18 protein-coding genes are annotated in these 20,988 nt (G+C 61.7%); 11 read left to right on the forward strand and 7 right to left on the reverse strand.

Annotated elements, in window-relative coordinates; all coding sequences use genetic code 11:
• Position 1 precedes the first annotated feature (1 nt).
• The 5 genes from rnr (at position 2) to rpmG (ending at position 5,016) form a co-directional block, all read left to right on the forward strand.
• Positions 2–2,374, forward strand: coding sequence for a ribonuclease R (gene rnr, locus ASE60_RS19955; protein WP_057252286.1), 2,373 nt, complete (start codon positions 2–4; stop codon positions 2,372–2,374).
• A gap of 26 nt (positions 2,375–2,400) precedes the next feature.
• The gene (locus ASE60_RS19960; protein ID WP_057252287.1) at positions 2,401–2,856 is read left to right on the forward strand and encodes a DUF983 domain-containing protein; all 456 of its coding nucleotides are present in this window, start codon (positions 2,401–2,403) and stop codon (positions 2,854–2,856) included.
• On the forward strand, positions 2,853–3,557 hold the full coding sequence (locus ASE60_RS19965) for an NUDIX hydrolase (protein ID WP_057252288.1): 705 nt from the start codon (positions 2,853–2,855) through the stop codon (positions 3,555–3,557). Before ASE60_RS19960 ends, ASE60_RS19965 begins: the two co-directional genes overlap by 4 nt.
• Before the next feature lie 13 nt (positions 3,558–3,570).
• Positions 3,571–4,755 carry an MFS transporter gene (locus ASE60_RS19970; RefSeq protein WP_057252289.1) on the forward strand — a complete coding sequence of 395 codons (1,185 nt, stop codon included), beginning with the start codon at positions 3,571–3,573 and terminating at the stop codon, positions 4,753–4,755.
• 93 nt (positions 4,756–4,848) lie between these two features.
• Positions 4,849–5,016 carry a 50S ribosomal protein L33 gene (rpmG, locus tag ASE60_RS19975; protein ID WP_034795357.1) on the forward strand — a complete coding sequence of 56 codons (168 nt, stop codon included), beginning with the start codon at positions 4,849–4,851 and terminating at the stop codon, positions 5,014–5,016.
• Positions 5,017–5,600: 584 nt separating this feature from the next.
• Here rpmG and ASE60_RS19980 read toward each other — a convergent pair.
• The gene (locus ASE60_RS19980; RefSeq protein ID WP_057252290.1) at positions 5,601–6,968 is read right to left on the reverse strand and encodes a PleD family two-component system response regulator; all 1,368 of its coding nucleotides are present in this window, start codon (positions 6,966–6,968) and stop codon (positions 5,601–5,603) included.
• A gap of 17 nt (positions 6,969–6,985) precedes the next feature.
• Positions 6,986–7,357, reverse strand: coding sequence for a response regulator (locus ASE60_RS19985; RefSeq protein ID WP_003537642.1), 372 nt, complete (start codon positions 7,355–7,357; stop codon positions 6,986–6,988).
• A gap of 156 nt (positions 7,358–7,513) precedes the next feature.
• Here ASE60_RS19985 and ASE60_RS19990 point away from each other — a divergent pair, with 156 nt between their 5' ends.
• The gene (locus ASE60_RS19990) at positions 7,514–7,783 is read left to right on the forward strand and encodes a DUF3572 domain-containing protein (RefSeq protein WP_057252291.1); all 270 of its coding nucleotides are present in this window, start codon (positions 7,514–7,516) and stop codon (positions 7,781–7,783) included.
• A 2-nt stretch (positions 7,784–7,785) separates the two neighbouring features.
• The gene (locus tag ASE60_RS19995) at positions 7,786–8,427 is read left to right on the forward strand and encodes a hypothetical protein (RefSeq protein ID WP_112947636.1); all 642 of its coding nucleotides are present in this window, start codon (positions 7,786–7,788) and stop codon (positions 8,425–8,427) included.
• Positions 8,428–8,444: 17 nt separating this feature from the next.
• Here ASE60_RS19995 and ASE60_RS20000 read toward each other — a convergent pair whose 3' ends face one another.
• Complete coding sequence (locus ASE60_RS20000) at positions 8,445–9,029, reverse strand: GNAT family N-acetyltransferase (protein WP_057252293.1); 585 nt, start codon at positions 9,027–9,029, stop codon at positions 8,445–8,447.
• A 66-nt stretch (positions 9,030–9,095) separates the two neighbouring features.
• Here ASE60_RS20000 and ASE60_RS20005 point away from each other — a divergent pair, with 66 nt between their 5' ends.
• Complete coding sequence (locus ASE60_RS20005; protein WP_057252294.1) at positions 9,096–10,388, forward strand: DNA polymerase IV; 1,293 nt, start codon at positions 9,096–9,098, stop codon at positions 10,386–10,388.
• Between the two features lie 113 nt (positions 10,389–10,501).
• On the forward strand, positions 10,502–11,731 hold the full coding sequence (locus ASE60_RS20010; protein ID WP_057252295.1) for a L,D-transpeptidase family protein: 1,230 nt from the start codon (positions 10,502–10,504) through the stop codon (positions 11,729–11,731).
• Between the two features lie 109 nt (positions 11,732–11,840).
• Here the strand turns inward: ASE60_RS20010 and dnaE are convergent, their stop codons facing one another.
• The gene (gene dnaE, locus ASE60_RS20015; RefSeq protein WP_057252296.1) at positions 11,841–15,338 is read right to left on the reverse strand and encodes a DNA polymerase III subunit alpha; all 3,498 of its coding nucleotides are present in this window, start codon (positions 15,336–15,338) and stop codon (positions 11,841–11,843) included.
• 414 nt (positions 15,339–15,752) lie between these two features.
• Here dnaE and ASE60_RS20020 point away from each other — a divergent pair, with 414 nt between their 5' ends.
• Positions 15,753–16,325, forward strand: a complete 573-nt coding sequence (locus ASE60_RS20020) for an FG-GAP repeat protein (RefSeq protein ID WP_057252297.1) — start codon at positions 15,753–15,755, stop codon at positions 16,323–16,325.
• A 79-nt stretch (positions 16,326–16,404) separates the two neighbouring features.
• The gene (locus ASE60_RS20025) at positions 16,405–16,872 is read left to right on the forward strand and encodes a DUF5680 domain-containing protein (protein ID WP_057252298.1); all 468 of its coding nucleotides are present in this window, start codon (positions 16,405–16,407) and stop codon (positions 16,870–16,872) included.
• A 135-nt stretch (positions 16,873–17,007) separates the two neighbouring features.
• On the opposite strand, the gene ASE60_RS20030 is transcribed toward ASE60_RS20025, so the two are convergent.
• The 3 genes from ASE60_RS20030 to proS are packed head-to-tail and all read right to left on the reverse strand — an operon-like array spanning position 17,008 to position 20,369.
• Entirely contained in the window at positions 17,008–17,694 is a 687-nt protein-coding gene (locus tag ASE60_RS20030) for an ABC transporter ATP-binding protein (RefSeq protein ID WP_057252300.1), read from the reverse strand.
• A 16-nt stretch (positions 17,695–17,710) separates the two neighbouring features.
• Positions 17,711–19,021 (reverse strand): lipoprotein-releasing ABC transporter permease subunit, encoded by a 1,311-nt coding sequence (locus ASE60_RS20035; RefSeq protein WP_057252301.1) that lies wholly within the window; start codon positions 19,019–19,021, stop codon positions 17,711–17,713.
• A 19-nt stretch (positions 19,022–19,040) separates the two neighbouring features.
• The gene (gene proS, locus ASE60_RS20040; RefSeq protein WP_057252303.1) at positions 19,041–20,369 is read right to left on the reverse strand and encodes a proline--tRNA ligase; all 1,329 of its coding nucleotides are present in this window, start codon (positions 20,367–20,369) and stop codon (positions 19,041–19,043) included.
• Positions 20,370–20,988 lie beyond the last annotated feature (619 nt).

The following is a 20,988-nucleotide window of genomic DNA, read 5'->3' on the forward strand; positions in this document are numbered from 1 at the left end:
CTTGACCAGAATACCGCGCGATCCGACCGAACAGTCCGGCAGAAGAGCCATGGGCAAGAAGCCTGCTCGCGCGGCCAAGGGAGGACCGGCTCCGGCAAGCGAGCCCATCATCCACGGCGCGGTTCCGCCGCGTGACGTGCTGATGCGTTTCATTGCCGAAAACCCGGACCGCGCCTCCAAGCGCGAGATCGCCAAGGCCTTCGGGCTCAAGGGCGATACCCGTGTCGAGCTCAAGGCGCTGCTGAAGTCGCTGGAAGTGGACGGCCTCGTCGAAAAGAAGCGCAAGTCGCTGGTGCGTCCCGGAGCCCTGCCCCCGGTGACCGTGCTCGACATCACCATCCGCGACGTCGACGGCGAACTGATCGGCCGTCCCGCCGAGTGGCTGGACGATGACGGCGTCGCGCCGGCGGTGCTGATCAAGCAGTCGGTTGTCGGCAAGGCCAAGGGCAAGGTACCGGTCGGCGGTCTCGGCGACCGGGTGCTCGCCAAGATCTTCCCCGCCAAGGAGCGTGGCGGTCCTGCCTATACGGCGCGCATCATCAAGGTTCTCGACAAGCGCAAGGACGCCGTGCTCGGCGTCTTCCGCGCCACTCCAGGCGGCGGCGGCCGGCTGATGCCGATCGAGAAGCGCGGCGAAGAAGTGCTCGTCGATCCGGAGTTCACCGGCAACGCGCAGGATGGCGATCTGGTCGAAGTGCAGCTCTCGCGCCTCGGTCGCTACGGTCTGCCACGGGCCCAGGTCCAAAACGTCATCGGCTCCGTGGCCTCGGAGAAGGCAATCTCGATGATTGCCATCCACGCGCATGGCATCCCCCACATCTTCCCCGAGCGTGTGATCGAAGAGGCGAACGCCGCCGGTCCCGCCACCATGGCCCATCGCGAGGATTGGCGCACGCTGCCGCTGATCACCATCGACCCGGCCGATGCCAAAGATCACGACGATGCGGTTTATGCCGAACCCGACCCGTCCGAGGACAATCCCGGCGGCGTCATCGTCACGGTCGCAATCGCCGACGTCTCCTATTACGTCCGTCCGAAATCGGCGCTGGACCTGGAAGCGCTGAAGCGCGGCAACTCGGTCTATTTCCCCGACCGGGTGGTACCGATGCTGCCCGAACGGATTTCGAACGACCTCTGCTCGCTGAAGGAAGGCGTCGATCGTCCGGCGCTTGCCGTGCGCATGCGCTTCTCCAAGGAAGGCCGCAAGGCCGGCCACACCTTCCACCGCATCATGATGAAGAGTGCTGCCAAGCTCTCCTATCAGCAGGCACAGGCGGCGATCGACGGCAACCCGGACGACAAGACCGGGCCGATCCTCGACGCGATCCTGAAGCCGCTCTGGGAAGCCTATCGGATCCTCACGCGCGGGCGCGACCGGCGCCAGCCGCTCGAACTCAACATGCCCGAGCGCAAGATCATCCTGAAGCCCGACGGCACGGTCGATCGCGTTTTCGTCCCGGAACGCCTCGACGCCCACAAGCTGATCGAAGAGATGATGATCCAGGCAAACGTCGCGGCCGCCGAGACGCTGGAGCAGAAGCGCCAGGTGCTGATCTATCGCGTGCACGACCAGCCGTCGCTCGCCAAGCAGGAAAGCCTGCGCGAGTTCCTGGCGACGCTCGACATCTCGCTCGTCAAGGGCGGCAACATGCGCTCGAACCATTTCAACGGCATTCTCGCCAAGGCCGAGGGAAAACCCTTCGAGACGATGGTCAACGAGATGGTGCTGCGGTCGCAGAGCCAGGCGATCTACAGCCCCGAGAACATCGGGCACTTCGGCCTGAACCTTTTGAAGTACGCACATTTCACCTCGCCTATCCGGCGCTATGCCGACCTGATCGTGCACCGGGCGCTGGTTGCCTCGCTCGGCCTTGGCGAAGGCGGGCTGACGCCGCAGGAAGAGGGCGTGCTCGACGACATCGCCGCCGAGATCTCGACCTTCGAGCGTCGCGCCATGGCGGCGGAGCGCGACACCGTCGACCGGCTGATCGCACACCATCTGAATGGCCGTGTCGGCGAGGAATTCGAAGGCCGCGTCTCCGGCGTCACCAAGGCGGGACTCTTTGTCACCCTGCCCGCCTATGGCGCCGATGGCTTCGTTCCGATATCTACGCTCGGGCGCGACTACTTCATCTATGATGAGGCGCATCAGGCGCTTTCCGGCGAAAAGACCGGGCTCGGCTATCGCCTCGGCGATCCGGTGCGCGTTAAGCTCGTTGAAGCTGTGCCGCTTGCGGGTGCGCTCAGGTTCGAGATGCAAAGCGAGGGGCGCAAGATGCCGACGGCAACGCGCTCCTTCCACAAGTCCGGCCGGCGCGATCGCACCGGAGCACGTAAGACGCCGGGAACGCGGCCGCCGCGAGGCAGGCGTTAGAACTCCCGTAAGGCAGAGGATTAGGCATGAAAGCAGCGGCAGGCGAAACACTTCAACTGGGCGGTAGCGAAAGCGACAAGCGCTCCGTTGGCCTTTCGATGAAGCGCGGCTTTCTCGGCCGTTGCCCGGCCTGTGGCAGCGGCAAGCTGTTTCGCAGCTACGTCAAGTCCGTCGATGCCTGCGCCGCCTGCGGCGAACGCATGGACCATCACCGCGCCGATGACTTCCCGCCCTATATCGTCGTGACGATCGTCGGCCACGTCGTGCTTGCGGGCTACATGATGACCGATCTCATCCTGCCGCTGACAACGTGGCAGCATCTGGCAATCTGGGCACCGATCACCGTGATCAGTTCGTTGGCGCTGCTGCAGCCGATCAAGGGTGCCGTCATCGGCTTGCAATGGGCGCTCAGGATGCACGGTTTCGGCGGCCACGAAGACGCACCGGAAGATGTCCTGCCGCCGCGAGACGACAGGGCATGACGTCTGCGCGGGGCCTGGGCGGCGAGGTCGAACGCCAACGTTCCGCAGCCGTCAGGCCACGCGATGCGGCCTCCGTCATGCTGCTTGACCGCCAAGGGGGACGCGTGCGCGTCCTGATGGGCAAACGGCACAGCGCCCATGTCTTCATGCCGGATCTCTATGTCTTCCCCGGTGGGCGGCGCGATGCCGGCGATCACCGCATCGGCTTCGGCTCCGACCTGCACCCTTCCGTCCTGCATGCGCTGAAGGCGGCCGGCACGCGCGAGCTGACGGATGCACGCGCACGCGCGCTTGCCCTTGCCGCACTGCGCGAACTTTACGAAGAGGCCGGCATCGCCGTCGGGCAACCGGCTCCCTCTGCCACAGCGCCGGTTCCATTTCTTCCCGATCTTGCAAAGTTGCGCTATATGGCTCGGGCCATTACCCCTCCGGGCCACGCGCGGCGGTTCGATACGCGCTTCTTCGCATTGTTTGCGGACGAGGCCAAAATCGATCCGACACGCTTCCTGGACAGCCGGGAGCTTCAGGATTTGCAGTGGATCGATGTGAACGATTCTCCGTCTCTACGGATACCCGACATCACCGCCATCATACTTGCTGACCTCAGAAGCAGTCTCGACACCGATCCGTCGCTCCCCTGCGAACGAGAGGTGCCACTTTATGCCGCGCGCCGTGGGCGCCTCGTCCGCACGTTGCTCTAAGGACCCTCGTCGCATGTCACAGCCGTCGCCCGGTACAGTTGCACCGGTTGAGGAAATTCACTGGCGGTCGCTGATCGCCGCCGTTGCAGCGATCAGTGCGGTCGGCATTGCAATTGGTCTCGGTCTGCCGCTCCTGTCGATCATCATGGAGAAGCGCGGAATCTCCTCGACGCTGATCGGCTTGAACTCCGCCATGGCTGGCGTGGCATCGATGGTTGCCGCCCCGTTCACGACCAAGTTCGCTCATAGACACGGCGTCGCGCCGACAATGCTGTGGGCCGTCCTGATCGCAGCAACGAGTTCGTTCGGCTTTTACTACATTACCAACTTCTGGCTCTGGTTCCCGCTGCGGATCGTTTTCCATGGGGCGATCACCGTCCTCTTCATTCTCTCCGAGTTCTGGATCAACGCCACGGCGCCGCCGGCAAAGCGCGGCTTCGTGCTCGGCATCTATGGCACGTTCCTGTCGCTGGGCTTCCTGACCGGGCCGCTGTTGTTTTCAATCCTCGGCAGTGAAGGCATCCTGCCTTTCATGGTTGGCGCCGGCGTCATCCTGCTTGCCTCGGTGCCGATCTTCCTCGCACGCGACGAAAGCCCCGTCATAGACGAGAAGCCGGAGCGGCATTTCCTGCGCTACGTCTTCCTCGTGCCCACCGCAACCGCCGCCGTGTTCATCTTCGGCGCGGTCGAATCAGGCGGTCTTTCGCTGTTCCTCATCTTCGGCACGAGAGCCGGTTTCAGCGAATCGCAGGCGGCCCTCCTGCTGACTGTCATGGGGGTCGGAAATTTCATCTTCCAGATCCCGGTCGGCATGTTGTCCGACCGCGTCAAAGACCGGCGCACCCTGCTCTCGGCCATGACTGTTATCGGCCTTGTTGGCGCGCTGTTCCTGCCGCTTCTGGTCGAAAGCTGGTTCCTGATGGCGATCGTGTTGCTGTTCTGGGGCGGCTGCGTCTCCGGGCTCTACACGGTCGGCCTCAGCCACCTTGGCTCGCGGCTGCAGGGCGCCGATCTTGCCGCCGCCAACGCCGCTTTCGTGTTCTCCTATGCCGTCGGCACCGTTGCGGGGCCGCAGGCCATCGGTGCTTCAATGGATGCCACCGGCAACAATGGCTTTGCCTGGGCGATCGCCGGATTTTTCGGCCTCTATGTCGCGCTTTCGGTGGTCAGGATCGTTTTGAATCCAAAACGGCCTTGACTTTTCGGCCGCGATTTGTAGTTTCGCGCCAACCTTGCCCGTGGCCCGCAACCGGTTGTCCACGGCTTTCATTGTTACAAAGGCAGGACGACCATGGCAAAAGCCACCACCATCAAGATCAAGCTGCTTTCGACAGCCGACACGGGTTTCTTCTACGTCACGACCAAGAACAGCCGTACGATGACGGAAAAGATGACCAAGACCAAGTACGACCCGGTCGTCAAGAAGCACGTCGAGTTCAAGGAAACCAAGATCAAGTAAGATCGACCGTTTCTCGGGGATTTAGGGCGCCGACCGCAAGGTCAGGCGCCCTTTCCTTTTGGACGTCCGGGAAATGGCACGCAAGGCACCGCTGGCCTCGCTGACAGGTCAAAGGATGCTTGAAAGACATGCCGACTCGGCGCCCCCTCGCCCGGAACCGAGAAAGCAAAAAACGCCGCCCCAAGATGGGACGGCGCTTCGGAAAAGGGGGTCGGCTGGCGTCTGACTGCGGCACGAGGATTCCGCAGAAGTCAAAAGCCAACCGACCGACCCCACGACCCAGGAGATGCGGCGGACCTGAGCATCATGGGGTAAGCAAAATGTTGGTAGGCGATGCCTACTTGTTCATCAGCATCACCTGAAAATGGAAAAAAATCAACGAATTCTTAATGCGCGAAGCGGTGCCGCTAAGCGCATGGTTAATTCTGTATCAGAGTAAGACAGGCACGCGCATGGGCGCCGCGGCTACCCAAACTCCCCGGTAGCATCGGCTGTGGCGAGAATACAACTTTAAATGCGACCCGCAAGAGGTGCCCCAAGAAAATCACTGGGTCGCGGAGCGCCCGGATTGGACGGACAAACGCTCAGGCGGCCGCCGCCACCACGCGGTTGCGGCCCTCGTGCTTGGCCTGGTAGAGCGCCGTATCCGCGCGCTTCAGCAGAGCCTCGGCCGTGTCAGCACCCGGCCTGAGCGTCGCTATTCCCATCGACGCCGTTACCTTCAAAACGCCATCCGCCTGCGGAACCGGGAACGGCAGGCTTTCGATAATCATGCGCAAGCGCTCGGCGACGCCCGCCGCCATTTCAGCCGACGTATCCGGCATCACGACGACGAATTCCTCTCCGCCGAAGCGGCAGGCAAGATCGGCCCCGCGCACGGTGGTGCGAATGCGGTTGGCGAACTCCCGCAGCACTTCGTCGCCGGCATCATGGCCGTAGGTATCGTTGACCTGTTTGAAACGGTCGATGTCGGTCATGCAGATGGAGAGCGGCCGGCCGCGCGCCGCAGCCCGGTCCATCAACAGTTTCAGGTGGGTGTCGAAATAGCGGCGGTTGTGCAAGCCTGTCAGGCCATCGGTGACGGCAAGTTCGATGGTCTGCTGCACGCTCGAGCGCAGCCTGTCATTGCAATGCTTGCGCCGGATCTGGGTCATGGAGCGGGCAATCAGTTCATTGGGATCAACCGGCCGCATCAGATAATCGGTCACGCCGAGATCGAGCGCACGCACCACCATCTCGTCGCTGCCCTGCTCCGCGATCAAGAGGATCGGGATGAAGCGCGTCCGCTCCAGCGAGCGCAACTGCGAACACAGCCGCAGGGGATCGTAGTCGTCGAAATTCGCATTGACGATGACCAGGTCGAAGTTGTTCTCGGCCGCTTCGAAGAGCGCCGCCTGCGGATCGGAAATCACCGAAACATCGGCGATCGGCTTGAGGGCGCGTTGCAGCCGCTCCTGTGACGAGCCACGGCCATCGACGAGCAGAACATTGCCCGGCTCGTCCGGACGATCCGCACCGCCGACGTCTTCGAGGCCGATGGTCTGCGCCGTCTGGGCGCGCAGGCGCAATTCATCGCTGACATTCTTCAACCGCACCAGGCTCTTCACGCGCGACATTAGCTGGAGATCGTTGACGGGCTTGGTCAGGAAGTCGTCGGCGCCGGCCTTCAGGCCGCGCACGCGATCCGACGGCTGGTCGAGCGCCGTCACCATGACGACGGGAATATGCGCCGTGCGCGGATTGGCCTTCAGACGTTCGCAGACCTCGAAGCCATCGAGGCCGGGCATCATAACGTCGAGAAGCACGAGATCGATGGGCGTCTTCTCGCAAAGCGCCAGCGCCGAATAGCCGTCATTGGCCGTCAGTACATCGAAATACTCGGCGAGCAGCCGGGCTTCGAGCAACTTCACATTGGCCGGAACATCATCAACGACAAGAATACGCGCAGTCATATCAATTTTCCCGCCGCTCAGGCATCGCCCAGGTAGGTTTTGATCGTTTCTATGAACTTCGGTACGGAAATCGGCTTGGAAACATAGGCTTCGCATCCACCCTGGCGGATCCGTTCCTCGTCGCCCTTCATCGCAAATGCGGTGACCGCAATGACCGGAATGACGTGAAGCTCGTCATCTTCCTTCAGCCATTTCGTCACTTCCAGACCGGATACTTCCGGCAACTGGATGTCCATGAGAATGAGATCGGGCCGGTGCTTGCGCGCGAGCTCGAGCGCCTCCATGCCGTTGCGCGTCTGGATCGTCGCGTAGCCGGAAGCCTCAATCAGGTCGCGGAACAGTTTCATGTTCAGCTCGTTGTCTTCAACAATCATTACCTGTTTGGGCATGTCGATCCCTTGCTGTCCATCATCGTCTTGCAAGTCTCCTCAGGACATTTAACTTGCAGAGCCGACGACTCGACCCATTTCCTCAACTTCAGAGATAGGCCTATTTGGTTGAAAAATAGGTAACTCCGCACGTAAAAACCATACGGGGACGAAGCATTGAAGAGCGCTGACGAAATCGCCACCGACATCCTTGCCTGGCTCGCGGGCGAGCCTGAGCTTCTGTCCCGTTTCCTGGCATTGACGGGCACCGATCCAACGGCGTTGCGCAATGCCATTGCCGAACCCGGCTTCATGGGCGGTCTCATCGCCTTTCTCATGGACCACGAGCCGACGCTGATGGCATTCTGCCAGGCAACCGGCACGGCACCGCAAGATGTCGTGCGCGCCCATGCGGCGCTTTCTGACCATTCGGGTTTTGAGGATTGAGCGTGCCAGGCACGTCCACAAGCGACCGCATTCAGCTTCGAGAGCGCCCGCTGATCGTCAGTGACGTCGATGAAGTCGTGCTCGAATTCATCAATCCCTTCAAAGCCTTTCTCGATAGCTGCGGCCACGTGCTGCTGCCCCGATCGTTCCGCCTGACCGGCAACATCATCGATCGCGCGAACGAACAACCGCTGGCGGAGGCGGAGGTCAAAGCCCTGCTTGATTCCTTCTACGGGACGCAGGATCGCTGGCAGACGCCGGCTGCACAGGTCGTCGAGACTTTGGCTGCTCTGTCGAAGGAAGCGGACATCGTTTTCCTGACGGCGATGCCGCCGCATCACGCGGCGGTCCGCCGTGCCTTGCTCGACCGGCTTGGCCTTCCCTATCCGCTGCTTGCCTCCGAGGAACCGAAGGGACCGATCGTCCAAAATTTGCACGGCGGACGCCCGGTTCCGCTGGTCTTCGTGGATGATATTCTTCGCAACCTGCAGTCGGTCCAGCATCACACGCCGTCCTGCCTGCTGATCAACCTGATGGTTAACGCGGAGTTTCGCGCCCTTGCCCCAAAGCCGGACGCCGGCATCCGCGCTGTGGCCGACTGGCCGGAAGCGGCGGCCACCATCCGCGCGCATTTCGAGGGTTAGTTCAGCGCCGGTTCCCATCAGTGCAAATCCAAGCGCATCAGCGGTCTACCATCCTTGCGGCGCGCCACGACATCGAATCCCGCAGCCTCGAAGACCGTCGTCGCGCCGACCCAAAGGGCGACTGACTTGGACTGTTTGGCACGATCGATCGGACAAGCATCGAGATGGCGCGCGCCGCCCGCCCTGGCGTGGTCGATCGCGGCGCGCACGAGTTGATGGCTCAAGCCCCTGCCCCGCAGCTTCGACTGCATGAACAGACAGCTCAGCGCCCAGATCGTCGGATCGGTCGCCTCACGGTCCTCCAACGGTCGCGCGACCGTGCACGGCGAATTGAACTGCGGAACATCCTGGCGCGGACCAACCTGAACCCAGGCCACCGGCGTTCCCTCGAAATAGCCGAGGATACCGGGCGACGGCGCGGTATCGATACGAGCCTTGATAAAGGCCCTGCGCTCCCTTGCCGGCATCGCCGTTCGAACGGAATGCGGCAGGCGCAACGCGGTGCACCAGCAACCGCCATAGGCACCGTTCGGCCCAAAAAGCTGCTCGAAATCCGCCCAACTATCTGCCGTGACAGGTGAGAACTGGAGTGTGATTTCCAACAGAGCCTCCCTTGAGACTCACTAGCGTAGAGCGTAAGGTCGCGATGTTCAATATTTGTTCCTGATATGCCCGACAGCGCTGCTCAATCTCCAGGCTTCTGCCGCGACTGCCTCAAGGAACAGGCCGCTAGCGCGCGGCGCTGCACGGCCTGCGGCAGTCCGCGCCTGCTGCGCCATAGCGAGCTCTACGATCTGACCTTGGCGCATATCGATTGTGACGCCTTCTACGCGTCGATCGAGAAACGCGACGATCCGGAGCTTGCCGACAAGCCGGTGATCATCGGCGGCGGCAAGCGCGGCGTGGTGTCCACGGCTTGCTACATCGCCCGCATTCACGGCGTGCGCTCGGCAATGCCGATGTTCAAGGCGCTGGAGGCCTGCCCGCAGGCCGTGGTCATCAAACCCAACATGGAGAAATATGCGCGCGTCGGCCGCGAGGTGCGGACGCTGATGCAGGAGTTGACGCCGCTGGTGCAGCCACTGTCGATCGACGAAGCTTTTCTTGAGCTCAAAGGCACCGAGCGACTGCACCACGATCCGCCGGCGCGCACACTCGCGCGCTTCGCCCGCCGTGTCGAGCAGGAGATCGGTATCACCGTTTCGGTCGGCCTCTCCTATTGCAAGTTCCTCGCCAAGGTAGCTTCCGATCTGCAAAAGCCGCGCGGCTTTTCCGTCATCGGTCAGACCGAGGCGCTGGAGTTCCTGAGGGAAAAACCGGTCACTCTGATCTGGGGGGTCGGCAAGGCCTTCGCCGCCACCCTGGAACGCGACGGCGTGCGCACGATCGGGCAATTGCAGACCATGGAGGAAGCCGACCTCATGCGCCGTTATGGCACCATGGGGCAGCGGCTCTATCGGCTGTCGCGCGGGCTCGACGAGAGGGCGGTCGAAATCGACGGCGAGGCGAAGAGCGTTTCCGCGGAGACGACGTTCAATGACGACATCGCACGCTACGACGACCTGGTCACGCACCTTAGGCGCCTGAGCGAGCAGGTGGCCCACCGGCTGCGAAAGTCCGAACTCGCTGGCCAGACCGTCGTTCTGAAGCTCAAAACCACCGACTTCAAGCTTCGCACCCGCAACCGGCGGCTCGACAGCCCCACCCGGCTCGCCGACCGCATTTTCCGCACCGGGCTTCAGCTTCTGGAGAAAGAGGCGGATGGCACGAAATACCGGCTGATCGGGATTGGCGTCAGCGATCTATCCGCCCCGGATCTGGCCGACCCTCCGGACCTTGTCGATCCGGCGGCAACCCGCCGGGCAGCGGCCGAAGACGCCATGAACAAGCTGCGCGACAAGTTCGGCAAGGAGAGCGTCGAGACCGGCTATACCTTCGGTACCCGGAAACGCGATCACTGAACGTAAACGTGCGGCGATCACGCAACCTTGATGTGGCCGACACACGGACTGGATGAATTCCTTAAAGATTGCCGGCTAGGCTCGTTCGCCAAGTCACGTGTTGGGTTGAGTGTATGGTATCGCGTTTCGCTCTCACCGCCAGCTTCGTCGCTCTGCTTTTGTCGCCGGCCACCGGCTTTGCAGGCAGTCGCGGGCCGCTGCAAATCATTGTCTCAAAAGACCAGCAATCGCTCGTCGTCTATGACGGCGACGCCGTGATTGCGACGTCACCGGTGTCGACCGGCAAGGCCGGCCATGCGACGCCGACCGGAATCTTCTCTATCCTCGAAAAGCGACGCCATCATAAGTCGAACATCTATTCGAACGCGCCGATGCCGTTCATGCAGCGGCTCACCTGGTCTGGTATTGCGCTGCACGGCTCCAAACATGTGCCCGACTACCCCGCGTCGCATGGCTGCGTGCGCCTGCCGAGCGCTTTCGCCGCGTCGCTCTACAAGATGACCGAGCGCGGCGTGCATGTGCTGATCTCGGACCGGCAGATATCGCCCGCAGAGGTTAAAAGCGCCCTCCTCTTCCGTCCGGTTCCGGTAGATATCCAGCCGCCGCTATCCGATGTTCCGCTCAGACCGGCGATCAGCCAGGCCGGAGATACGCCGGTGGAAGTGGCGATGAGAGAGCCGACCGGCGGTGCCGGCACCTCCAGATCCATGGAAGAACCGATCCGCATCCTGATCACGCGCAGCGACGCGCGCGACACCATGCGCGAGGTTCAAACCTCGTTGGAATTCCTCGGATACGCGCCCGGCTCGATCGACGGCCATGCGGGCACGGCAACCATTGCGGCGCTCCGCGCCTTCCAGACGGGCGAAGGTCTCGAGAGCGATGGCAAGCTGACGCCGGAACTGACCGACAAGCTCCTGCGTAAGGCCGGCCGAACGCCGCCGCAGAACGGCAAGATCCTCGTGCGGCAAGGTTTCAAGCCGCTTTTCGAAGCCGGCCTCACCATCGACAAACCGGAAGAGGCCCTTGGGACGCATTTCCTCCAGTTCCGGCACAATGAAGAAGAAGGCGCCGAAGGCAAATGGTTCGGCGTTTCGCTTGAAAACCACCTGCCCGCCTCGATGAAGAAGCGGCTCGGCATTTCCATTGAGGCCGACCCCTTCGCTTATAACGGCATACAGCGCACGCTGGCGCGAATGACGATATCCGACGACGTTCGCAAGCGGGTTGAAGGACTGCTGGCTGAGGGCTCGTCGCTCTCGATCGCCGACACGGAAAGCGGGCTGGAGACTGGCCAGGGCACCGATTTCATCACCGTCACCCGATCGCGTCCCGGTGACTGATCCCGAGCAACCGCAGGAAAGCACAATGTGCGCTTTCTGTCCCAGCTGCCCACCCTCAAGGTGATCGGTGTGATTTCTTCGCTTCGAACGAAACGGAGAAGTCCGCCGATCAAACCAACTCGACGTCGACCACGCCCGGCGCGGAGCGCAGCGCCGCAGCGATCTCCGGCGAGATCCGGAACTTTTCGCTCAGTTCCACCTCGATCTCGCGCTGACCGTTGTCCTTGATGACGACGAAGGAGACGAGACCGTCGCCCCTGGTGTTGAGGTGCGAGGCGATCGATTTCAGCGGGCCGGAATCGCGCACATAGACGCGCAGCGCCTTCTGCAGTTGCAGCGATTCTTCCTCGAGCGAGCGCAGGGTCTGGATGCGCAGCCCGATGCCTTCCGGCCGCTCCTCGGCGGCAACGGTCATGACCAGGGATTTGCCCGGCTCCAAGAGGTCGCGATACTGGTGCAGCATTTCGGAGAACAGCACGGCCTCGAATTGGCCCGAAGAGTCCGAGAAGGCGACGATTCCCATCTTGTTGCCGGTGCGCGTCTTGCGCTCCTGCTTCGAGGTCACTGTGCCGGCAAGCCGGCCGGCGGTTGCCCCCTTCTTCACCGCGCCGGCGAAATCGCCGAAGGTCTGCACGCGCATCTTGGCGAGCAGCGCATTGTAGGTGTCGAGCGGATGGGCGGAAAGGTAGAAACCCAGCACCTGGAATTCGCGGTGCAGCTTTTCCGAAGCGAGCCAAGGCGTGTAGGTCGGGAGCGCAATACGCTCCGGCCCGGTTGCCGCCCCTGCCCCGAACATGTCGCTCTGGCCGCTCGTCTTGTTCTCCTGCGCACGCTGGGCGAAGCCGAGGATGCGGTCGAGCCCGCCGACCAGTTCCGCACGGTCATAGCCGAAGCATTCGAACGCGCCGGCAGCGATCAGGCTTTCGAAGACGCGACGGTTGAGAAGCTTGGGGTCGATCCTGAGGCAGAAATCCTCAAGGCTCGCGAAGGTCCGGTCGCCGCGCACTTCGACGATATGCTCAACCGCGGATTCGCCCACGCCCTTGATTGCGGCAAGCGAATAATAGATGCGGTTTTCGCCCGTCTGGAAATGTCGGAATGAGGACTGCACCGACGGTGCAATCACCTCGATGCCCAGGCGCTTTGCGTCCTGACGGAAGTCGTTGACCTTTTCCGTGTTGGACATGTCGAGCGTCATCGACGCCGCCAGGAACTCCACCGGATAGTGCGCCTTCATATAGGCGGTCTGGTAGGAGACGATGGCGTAGGCCGCTGCGTGCGACTTGTTGAAGCCGTAGTTGGCGAACTTGGCGAGCAGGTCGAAGATCAGGTCCGCCTGCGGCTTCGACACCTCGTTCTTCACCGCGCCGTCGACGAAGCGGGCGCGCTGCTTGTCCATCTCCTCCTTGATCTTCTTACCCATGGCGCGCCGCAGAAGATCGGCCTCGCCGAGCGAGTAGCCCGAGAGCACCTGGGCGATCTGCATCACCTGCTCCTGGTAGACGATAACGCCCTGCGTTTCCTTGAGCAGATGGTCGATCTTCGGATGGATCGATTCGACCTCTTCCTCGCCATGTTTGCGAGCATTGTAGACCGGGATGTTCTCCATCGGGCCCGGGCGATAGAGCGCCACCAGCGCGATGATATCCTCGATGCAGTCGGGCCGCATGCCGATCAGCGCCTTGCGCATGCCGGCGCTTTCCACCTGGAACACGCCAACCGTTTCGCCGCGCGACAGCATCTCATAGGTCTTCGGGTCGTCGAGCGGGATGCTCGCCAGATCAACCTCGATGCCGCGCTGCTTCACGAAATCGACCGCGACCTTCAATACGGTCAGGGTCTTCAGGCCGAGGAAGTCGAACTTGACGAGGCCCGCCTGCTCCACCCATTTCATGTTGAACTGGGTGACCGGCATGTCGGAGCGCGGATCGCGATACATCGGCACGAGCTGAGACAGCGGACGGTCGCCGATCACGATACCGGCGGCGTGGGTCGAGGCGTGGCGATAGAGGCCTTCGATCTTCTGGGCGATGTCGAGAAGCCGCGCGACGACTGGCTCCTTCTCGGCTTCCTCCTGCAGGCGTGGCTCTTCCTCGATCGCCTTGGAGAGCGGCGTCGGATTGGCCGGGTTGTTCGGCACCAGCTTGCAGATCTTGTCGACCTGGCCATAGGGCATTTCGAGCACGCGGCCGACGTCGCGCAGTGCGGCACGCGCCTGCAGCGAACCGAAGGTGATGATCTGCGCCACCTGCTCGCGACCATACTTGCGCTGCACGTAGCGGATCACCTCTTCGCGCCGGTCCTGGCAGAAGTCGATGTCGAAGTCGGGCATCGAGACGCGCTCGGGATTGAGGAAGCGCTCGAACAGCAGCGAGAAGCGCATCGGATCGACGTCGGTGATCGTCAGCGCATAGGCAACGAGCGACCCTGCACCCGAACCACGGCCCGGCCCAACGGGAATATCGTGCTGCTTCGCCCATTTGATGAAGTCGGCAACGATCAGGAAGTAGCCGGGGAACTTCATGCGCTCGATAACGCCGAGTTCGAAGGCCAGGCGCTCGCGATACTCCTCTTCGCTATAGCCGGGCGCCATGCCGAGCCTGGCGAGACGCTCTTCGAGCCCCTCCTCCGCCTGGCGGCGCAGTTCGTCCGCCTCGGCGCGCTCCGCCTCTTCCGGATCTGCGGTGGCGCCGGTAAAGCGCGGCAGGATCGGTCCGCGGGTCTTCAGCATGAAAGAGCAGCGCCGTGCGATCTCGACAGTGTTTTCCAGCGCCTCCGGCAGATCGGCAAAAAGCGCAGCCATCTCCTTGCGGCTCTTGAGGTAGTGGTCCGGCGTCAGGCGGAAGCGGCTGTCGTCCGAAACCATCGCGTTGTGCGCGACCGCCATCAGGGCGTCATGGGCGTCATAGTCGGACGGTGACGGAAAGAAGGCTTCGTTGGTGGCAACCAGCGGAATGTCGAACTTGTATGCAAGGTCGATAATCCGGCTCTCATGGCGGCGGTCAAATCCGCCGTGCCGCTGCAGCTCGATATAGAGCCGGTCGCCGAAGAGATCATGCAGCGCCTCGAGACGCGCTTCGGCCAGTGCCGTCGAGCCCGCCTTCAGGGCCAGGTCCACCGGGCCGCCCGACGCACCGGTCAGCGCGATCAATCCGTCCGTACCGTTTTCGGCAAGCCAGGAGCGCGTGATCCGAGTCGCCTGGCTGCCCTCGCCGCTGAGATAGGCACGGCTCACCAGATCCACGAGCCGGGTGTAACCATCATCGGTCGCGGCGATCAGGACGATCGCGGGCAGCTTCGCGAGATGTTGCGCGTGGCCGCGCCGTTCGCCATCCGCCTCGTCTTCCATGTCGATGGAAAGCTGGCAGCCGGTAATCGGTTGCAGTCCGTCGTCGGCTGCTTTCTGCGAAAACTCGAGCGCGGCAAAGAGATTGTTGGTGTCGGCGATCCCGATCGCCGGCTGATTATCGGCAACCGCCTTGCCGATGACCTTCTTCAGCGGCAGCGCACCTTCGAGCAGGGAGAAGGCCGAGTGGACGCGCAGATGCACAAACTGCGGGTCCGAACCAAGCGCCTCGCTCGATGCTGCTTTGCCGTCGTCTGCCATTATTCGCACCCTGATTCCTGTCTGGTCGGCAGGATATCCCGTTTATCACCCGACATGTCCAGTTTCACCTGACACGTCGTCCCCCTTATTCAATCCAGGGGGCGCATTTCGGGAGGTGCTTGAGAGGAAATATCGACGCTCCTCAGAGGCCGAGCGCGATGAAAGAGATGCTTGCGATGAACAGGCTCATCGAAGCGAAGGCGGCGAGGTCACGAACAAAATCAGTCATAACATGGCTCCTTTTCCGTTATGTTTTTACTTTGTTCTATTTTTGTTCACGCGTCAAGCCGAGCACAGACGTTCTGTTGACGATGGTTAACACGGCAGTCGAATGCAGGTTAACTGCCAGGAAGCCGCTTGAGGAAAGCGCCGCGCCCGCATATCAAGAGGAACAACCAAGCGGAGCGTTCCGACATGCATGCACGCCTGATTCTGCCATTGCTGTTTCTGGTTCCGGCCGTCGCCTCCGCGGCCGAAACGATCGACCCTGCCCGCATCGTCTCCGCGGCGACCGGCGACTGGAACAAGGACGGTGACGCGGACCTCGCCCTGATCGTGCGCCCCGCAGATGGAAGCGACGATGACAACGGTGTCTATCTCTATCTGACCGGTGAGAATGGCGCTCTTGAGCTGAAGGCGGCGATCCCGAACAAGATTTGGGGCGACTTTGACTTTGCCGGACAGGCGCCGTGGGTCGAGGCGCTGCCGAGCGGTTCTTTGCTCATCTCCAGCCACAACGATTCCATCGGACGTGACCGCTGGGAACAGAAACTGACGGTCGCCTACCGCAATTTCGAGTTCGTGGTCGCCGGCTATACCTACTCATCCTACGATACACTCGATCTAGACAACACGTTGAAGTGCGACCTCAACGTTCTGACAGGCAAGGGCAAATCCAACGACAAGGCCATAGCCACCAAGGGCGAACTCGTCCTGCTCAAGGACTGGAACGACGATCGCGGCCAGAAGGCTTGCGGCGTTCAGTAATCAGGTGATTGTTCTCTATTTGTTCTTTACAGCCAACACGGACCACGGCATCCTCGGCCAGAACATATGAGGAACCCACATGGCCGCGCTCGAACAACTGAAGGACTTTATCGTCGAAGCCAAATCGAAAACCTATGTCGGCGGCGGCGAGCCGCGGCCTTCCTCTCGCCAAGGCTCCCATGACATCGGCTACGAAACGGGCAGTTGGCGCTATCTCGACAGCTATTTCGGCGGAACCGATTTTGCAGGACAGGAAACAGTCTGGCAGGATGGCGAACCGCGCTGGGCGATGAACTACTTCGGCCGGATTATGCGCCCCGAGCTCATAACTGGAGAGAAGGCAGGCCTGGTAATCAAGGCTGCCCTACAGGCGATGTATCGTGAGAAGCGGCACTTCCTCGGCGGCATGGAGTTTCGGCATGCGCATGGCTACTACATCGATAGCAGCCGCGGCGACACCGAACATTTTTCCGGTCATGAGGTCATCTTCGTCGATGGCGAGGAAGCTTACGAACTCGACTACCGCGGCGGCCTGATCCGGCGTTAGGAGCGACGCCAGAAGACGCGCACGCCGCGCCCAGGGCGGTCTGGGACTGAACTGTGAGACGTTTCTTCCGCGCTGGCCAAAGACAGTTGGAGGCAACGGCGCTGGGCGATCAACGCGCCCGCGCGGCCGGCGCCATCAGTTCATCTCGACGACCTTGCCGTCCTCGATCGTCACGCGCCGATCCATCAGCCCGGCGAGTTCATGATTGTGCGTGGCGATCAGGGCTGCGAGGCCCGACTGGCGCGCGAGCGCCTCCAGCGCTTCAAAGACATAGCCGGCGGTTTCCGGATCGAGATTGCCTGTCGGCTCGTCCGCAAGAAGCACGAGCGGCGCGTTGGCGACGGCGCGCGCGATTGCGACGCGCTGCTGCTCGCCGCCGGAGAGCTCCGTCGGGCGATGATCGGCACGGTGACCGATGCGCATGTAGTCGAGCAGCGCCCTTGCCCGATCGGCGGCCTCAGCCTTGGGCAAGCCGGCGATCAGTTGTGGCATCATGATGTTCTCAAGTGCCGAGAACTCGGGAAGCAGATGGTGAAACTGGTAGACGAAGCCGATCTCGTTGCGGCGGATCGCCGTGCGCCGATCGTCGTTGAGGCCACCACAGGAGACGCCGTTGACCAGCACTTCGCCGCCATCCGGGCGCTCCAGCAGTCCGGCGACATGCAGGAGCGTCGACTTGCCGGTGCCCGACGGCGCGACCAGCGCAACCGTCTCGCCACTTCTCAGGGTAAAATCCGCACCCTTGAGGATGGACAGGAACGTTTCGCCTTCCCCGTAGTGTCGCTCGACGCCGGAAAGCTGCAGTGCCACGCGCGCATTCATTCAGTTGATGTCCTTGTCATTCGTAACGCAGGGCCTGCACCGGATCGAGGCGCGAAGCACGCCAGGCCGGGAAGATTGTGGCGAGGAAGGAAAGGGTGAGTGCCATGACGATGACGAGCGCGGTCTCATCGGCATTCATGTCGGCCGGAAGCTGGCTCAGGAAATAGAGCTCTGGGCTGAAAAGTGTGGTTCCAGAGATCCAGGAGAAGAACTGCCGAATGGATTCGATGTTGAGGCAGACGACGACGCCGAGCGCCACGCCGGCGACCGTTCCCGCCGCGCCGATCGCGGCGCCCGTCATGAAGAAGATGCGCATCACCGAGCCGGAGGTCGCGCCCATCGTTCTGAGGATCGCGATGTCGCTGCCCTTGTCCTTCACCAGCATGATCAGGCCGGAAATGATGTTCAGCGCGGCGACCAGCACGATCAGCGTCAGGATCATGAACATGACGTTGCGCTCGACTTCGAGCGCCGAGAAGAAGGTCTTGTTGCGGTCGCGCCAGTCGGTAATGAAGATCTGTCGTCCCGCGGCATCCTCGATCGGTTGGCGCAGTTCGTCGACGACATCAGGATGCTCGACGAAGATCTCGATCGACTGCGCAAGCCCCTCCGCGTTGAAGAAAAGCTGCGCCTCTTCGAGCGGCATGAAGATGATCGTCGAGTCGTATTCCGACATGCCGATCTCGTAGATCGCCGAGACGGTGTAAGCCTTGACGCGCGGATTCATGCCAAGCGGCGTCACGTCGCCATTGGGCGAGGTCAGCGTGATCGTTCCGCCGACGCGGATGCCGAGTTGCTCGGCCATGCGCGAACCGATCGCGACACCGGAGCCGGAGGCAAAACCGACCATGTCGCCGGACTGGATATGGTCGGAAACCGACTTCATCTTGCCGAGATCGTCGGCGCGGATGCCGCGCACCAGCGCACCAGTGGAACTATCGCCGATGCCCTGAGCCAGAACCTGGCCCTCGACCAACGGGATCGCCATGGTGACGCCCTTGACGCCCGAGAACTTGGTCGCCAGTTCCGCATAGTTGTTGAGCGGCCCGTCAATCGGCTGGACGATCATGTGACCGTTGATGCCGAGAATGCGCGAGATCAGCTCGGTGCGGAACCCGTTCATCACGGCCATGACGATGATCAGCGTCGCGACGCCGAGCATGATGCCGATGAAGGAGAAGCCGGCGATAACCGAAATGAAGGCTTCCTTGCGCCTGGAACGCAGGTAGCGCCACGCCACCATGCGCTCAAAGGCGGAAAAGGGACGGCTGGAGGACTTTTCAGGCTGCGTTGCGGCCTGCACCTGATCTTCAGTCACGGCGGTCATCCTGCCTTCCCTCGCCTCTTCACTTCGTTGCGATCAGCTTGTTGATCGCAGCTTCGACGGTCATGGTCTCGCGCTCGCCGGTCTTGCGATCCTTGACCTCGACTTCACCGTTGGCGATCGAACGCGGGCCGACGATGATTTGGACCGGAACCCCGATCAGGTCCGCAGTCGCGAACTTTGCACCGGCGCGGTCGTCCGTGTCGTCGAGCAGTGCGTCGAATCCCGCCTTGCCGAGTTCGGAGTAGAGCGTCTCGCAGGCGCCGTCGCAAGCGGCATCGCCCGCTTTCATGTTGATGATGACGCCATCGAACGGCGAGATCGACTTCGGCCAGATGATGCCGTTGTCGTCATGCGACGCTTCGATGATCGCCGGCACGAGGCGGGTCGGGCCGATGCCGTAGGAGCCCATGTGCACGGCATGTTCCTTGCCGTCGGGGCCGAGAACCTTGGCGCCCATGGCTTCGGAATACTTGGTGCCAAAGTAGAAGATGTGGCCGACCTCAATGCCGCGGGCCGACAGGCGGTCGCCTTCGGCAACCGCATTGAAGGCGGCCTCGTCGTGCATTTCCGATGTCGCGGCGTAACGCGAGGTCCACTTGTCGAAGATCGCCTTCAGGCCGGCGACGTCCTCGAAGTTGGTTTCTTCGCCCGGAATATCGAAGCCGAGGAAGTCCTTGTGGCAGTAGACCTCGGATTCGCCGGTGTCGGCGAGGATGATGAATTCGTGGCTGAGGTTGCCGCCGATCGGGCCGGTGTCGGCACGCATCGGAATGGCGCGAAGACCCATGCGCGCAAACGTGCGCAGGTAAGCCGCGAACATGCGGTTATATGCGTGTTCTGCCCCTTCGCGATCGAGATCGAAGGAATAGGCGTCCTTCATCAGGAACTCGCGCGAACGCATGGTGCCGAAACGCGGACGGATCTCGTCGCGGAACTTCAGCTGGATATGGTAGAGATTGAGCGGCAGGTCACGATAGGACTTCACGTAGGACCGGAAGACGTCGGTGATCATTTCCTCGTTCGTCGGGCCGTAAAGCATCGGCCGGTCCTGGCGATCCTTGACGCGCAGCATCTCCTTGCCATAGGCGTCGTAGCGGCCACTTTCCTGCCAGAGCTCTGCGGACTGCAGCGTCGGCATCAAGAGTTCGATTGCGCCTGAGCGGTTCTGCTCTTCGCGGATGATCGCATTGACCTTGTCGAGAACCCGCTTGCCCAGTGGCAGCCAGGTATAGATGCCCGAGGACTGCTGCCGGATCATGCCGGTACGGAGCATGAGGCGGTGGGAAACGATTTCCGCTTCCTTAGGATTTTCCTTCAGGATGGGCATGAAAAAGCGGGACAGGCGCATGACGGGTTCCAGAACTTGATGAACGTCGCACTATCGGCGGATTCGGGCGAAATGACGTTGAGCTCGGGTGCCTTCTTCGCCGGTAGACTGGCAAGGGCGACCGTTGCTTCTCGGGGTCGAGCTCTCCATTATCCATCGCCGGCAAAGCCAACGTGAACCTTTATGAGCCCTGCGTTCATAGCTGCTTCGCAGGCGGAAGAAAACCCTACTCTCAGGCCATCGCCGGAAAGATCGGAGCCACTGATTTTGAGGGGAAAGACCGGAAAAGCCTGCGTCAAAAGAGCACGCTAGTAACAAGACTGCGACAGGAGTTGTCAACGGGAATATTTTACCCAACTGTCGCAAAAATGCAAAAAAACAGGATGACACAGCTTAATGTTTGGGCTAATTTCGGCTCACAAAACAGGCATGAAGACTAAATTCTTGCCGACTTTCGCGGTCAAGTCTTGGGAGGATAAGATCTTAGGCGCGCTTCGTCGCTGCCGCCGGAAACGGATTAGGATCACGCGAAACTTGAAAAACAAGGCTTTTAGCCTTGTTTTTTTTTGCTTTTCTCGCCCCGTCGCGAGCACGAAGCAGATGTAAAAATTGAACTATGTCAATTCGGCGGCGGTCAACC

The organism is Ensifer sp. Root278 (assembly GCF_001429285.1).
Taxonomy (GTDB): domain Bacteria; phylum Pseudomonadota; class Alphaproteobacteria; order Rhizobiales; family Rhizobiaceae; genus Ensifer.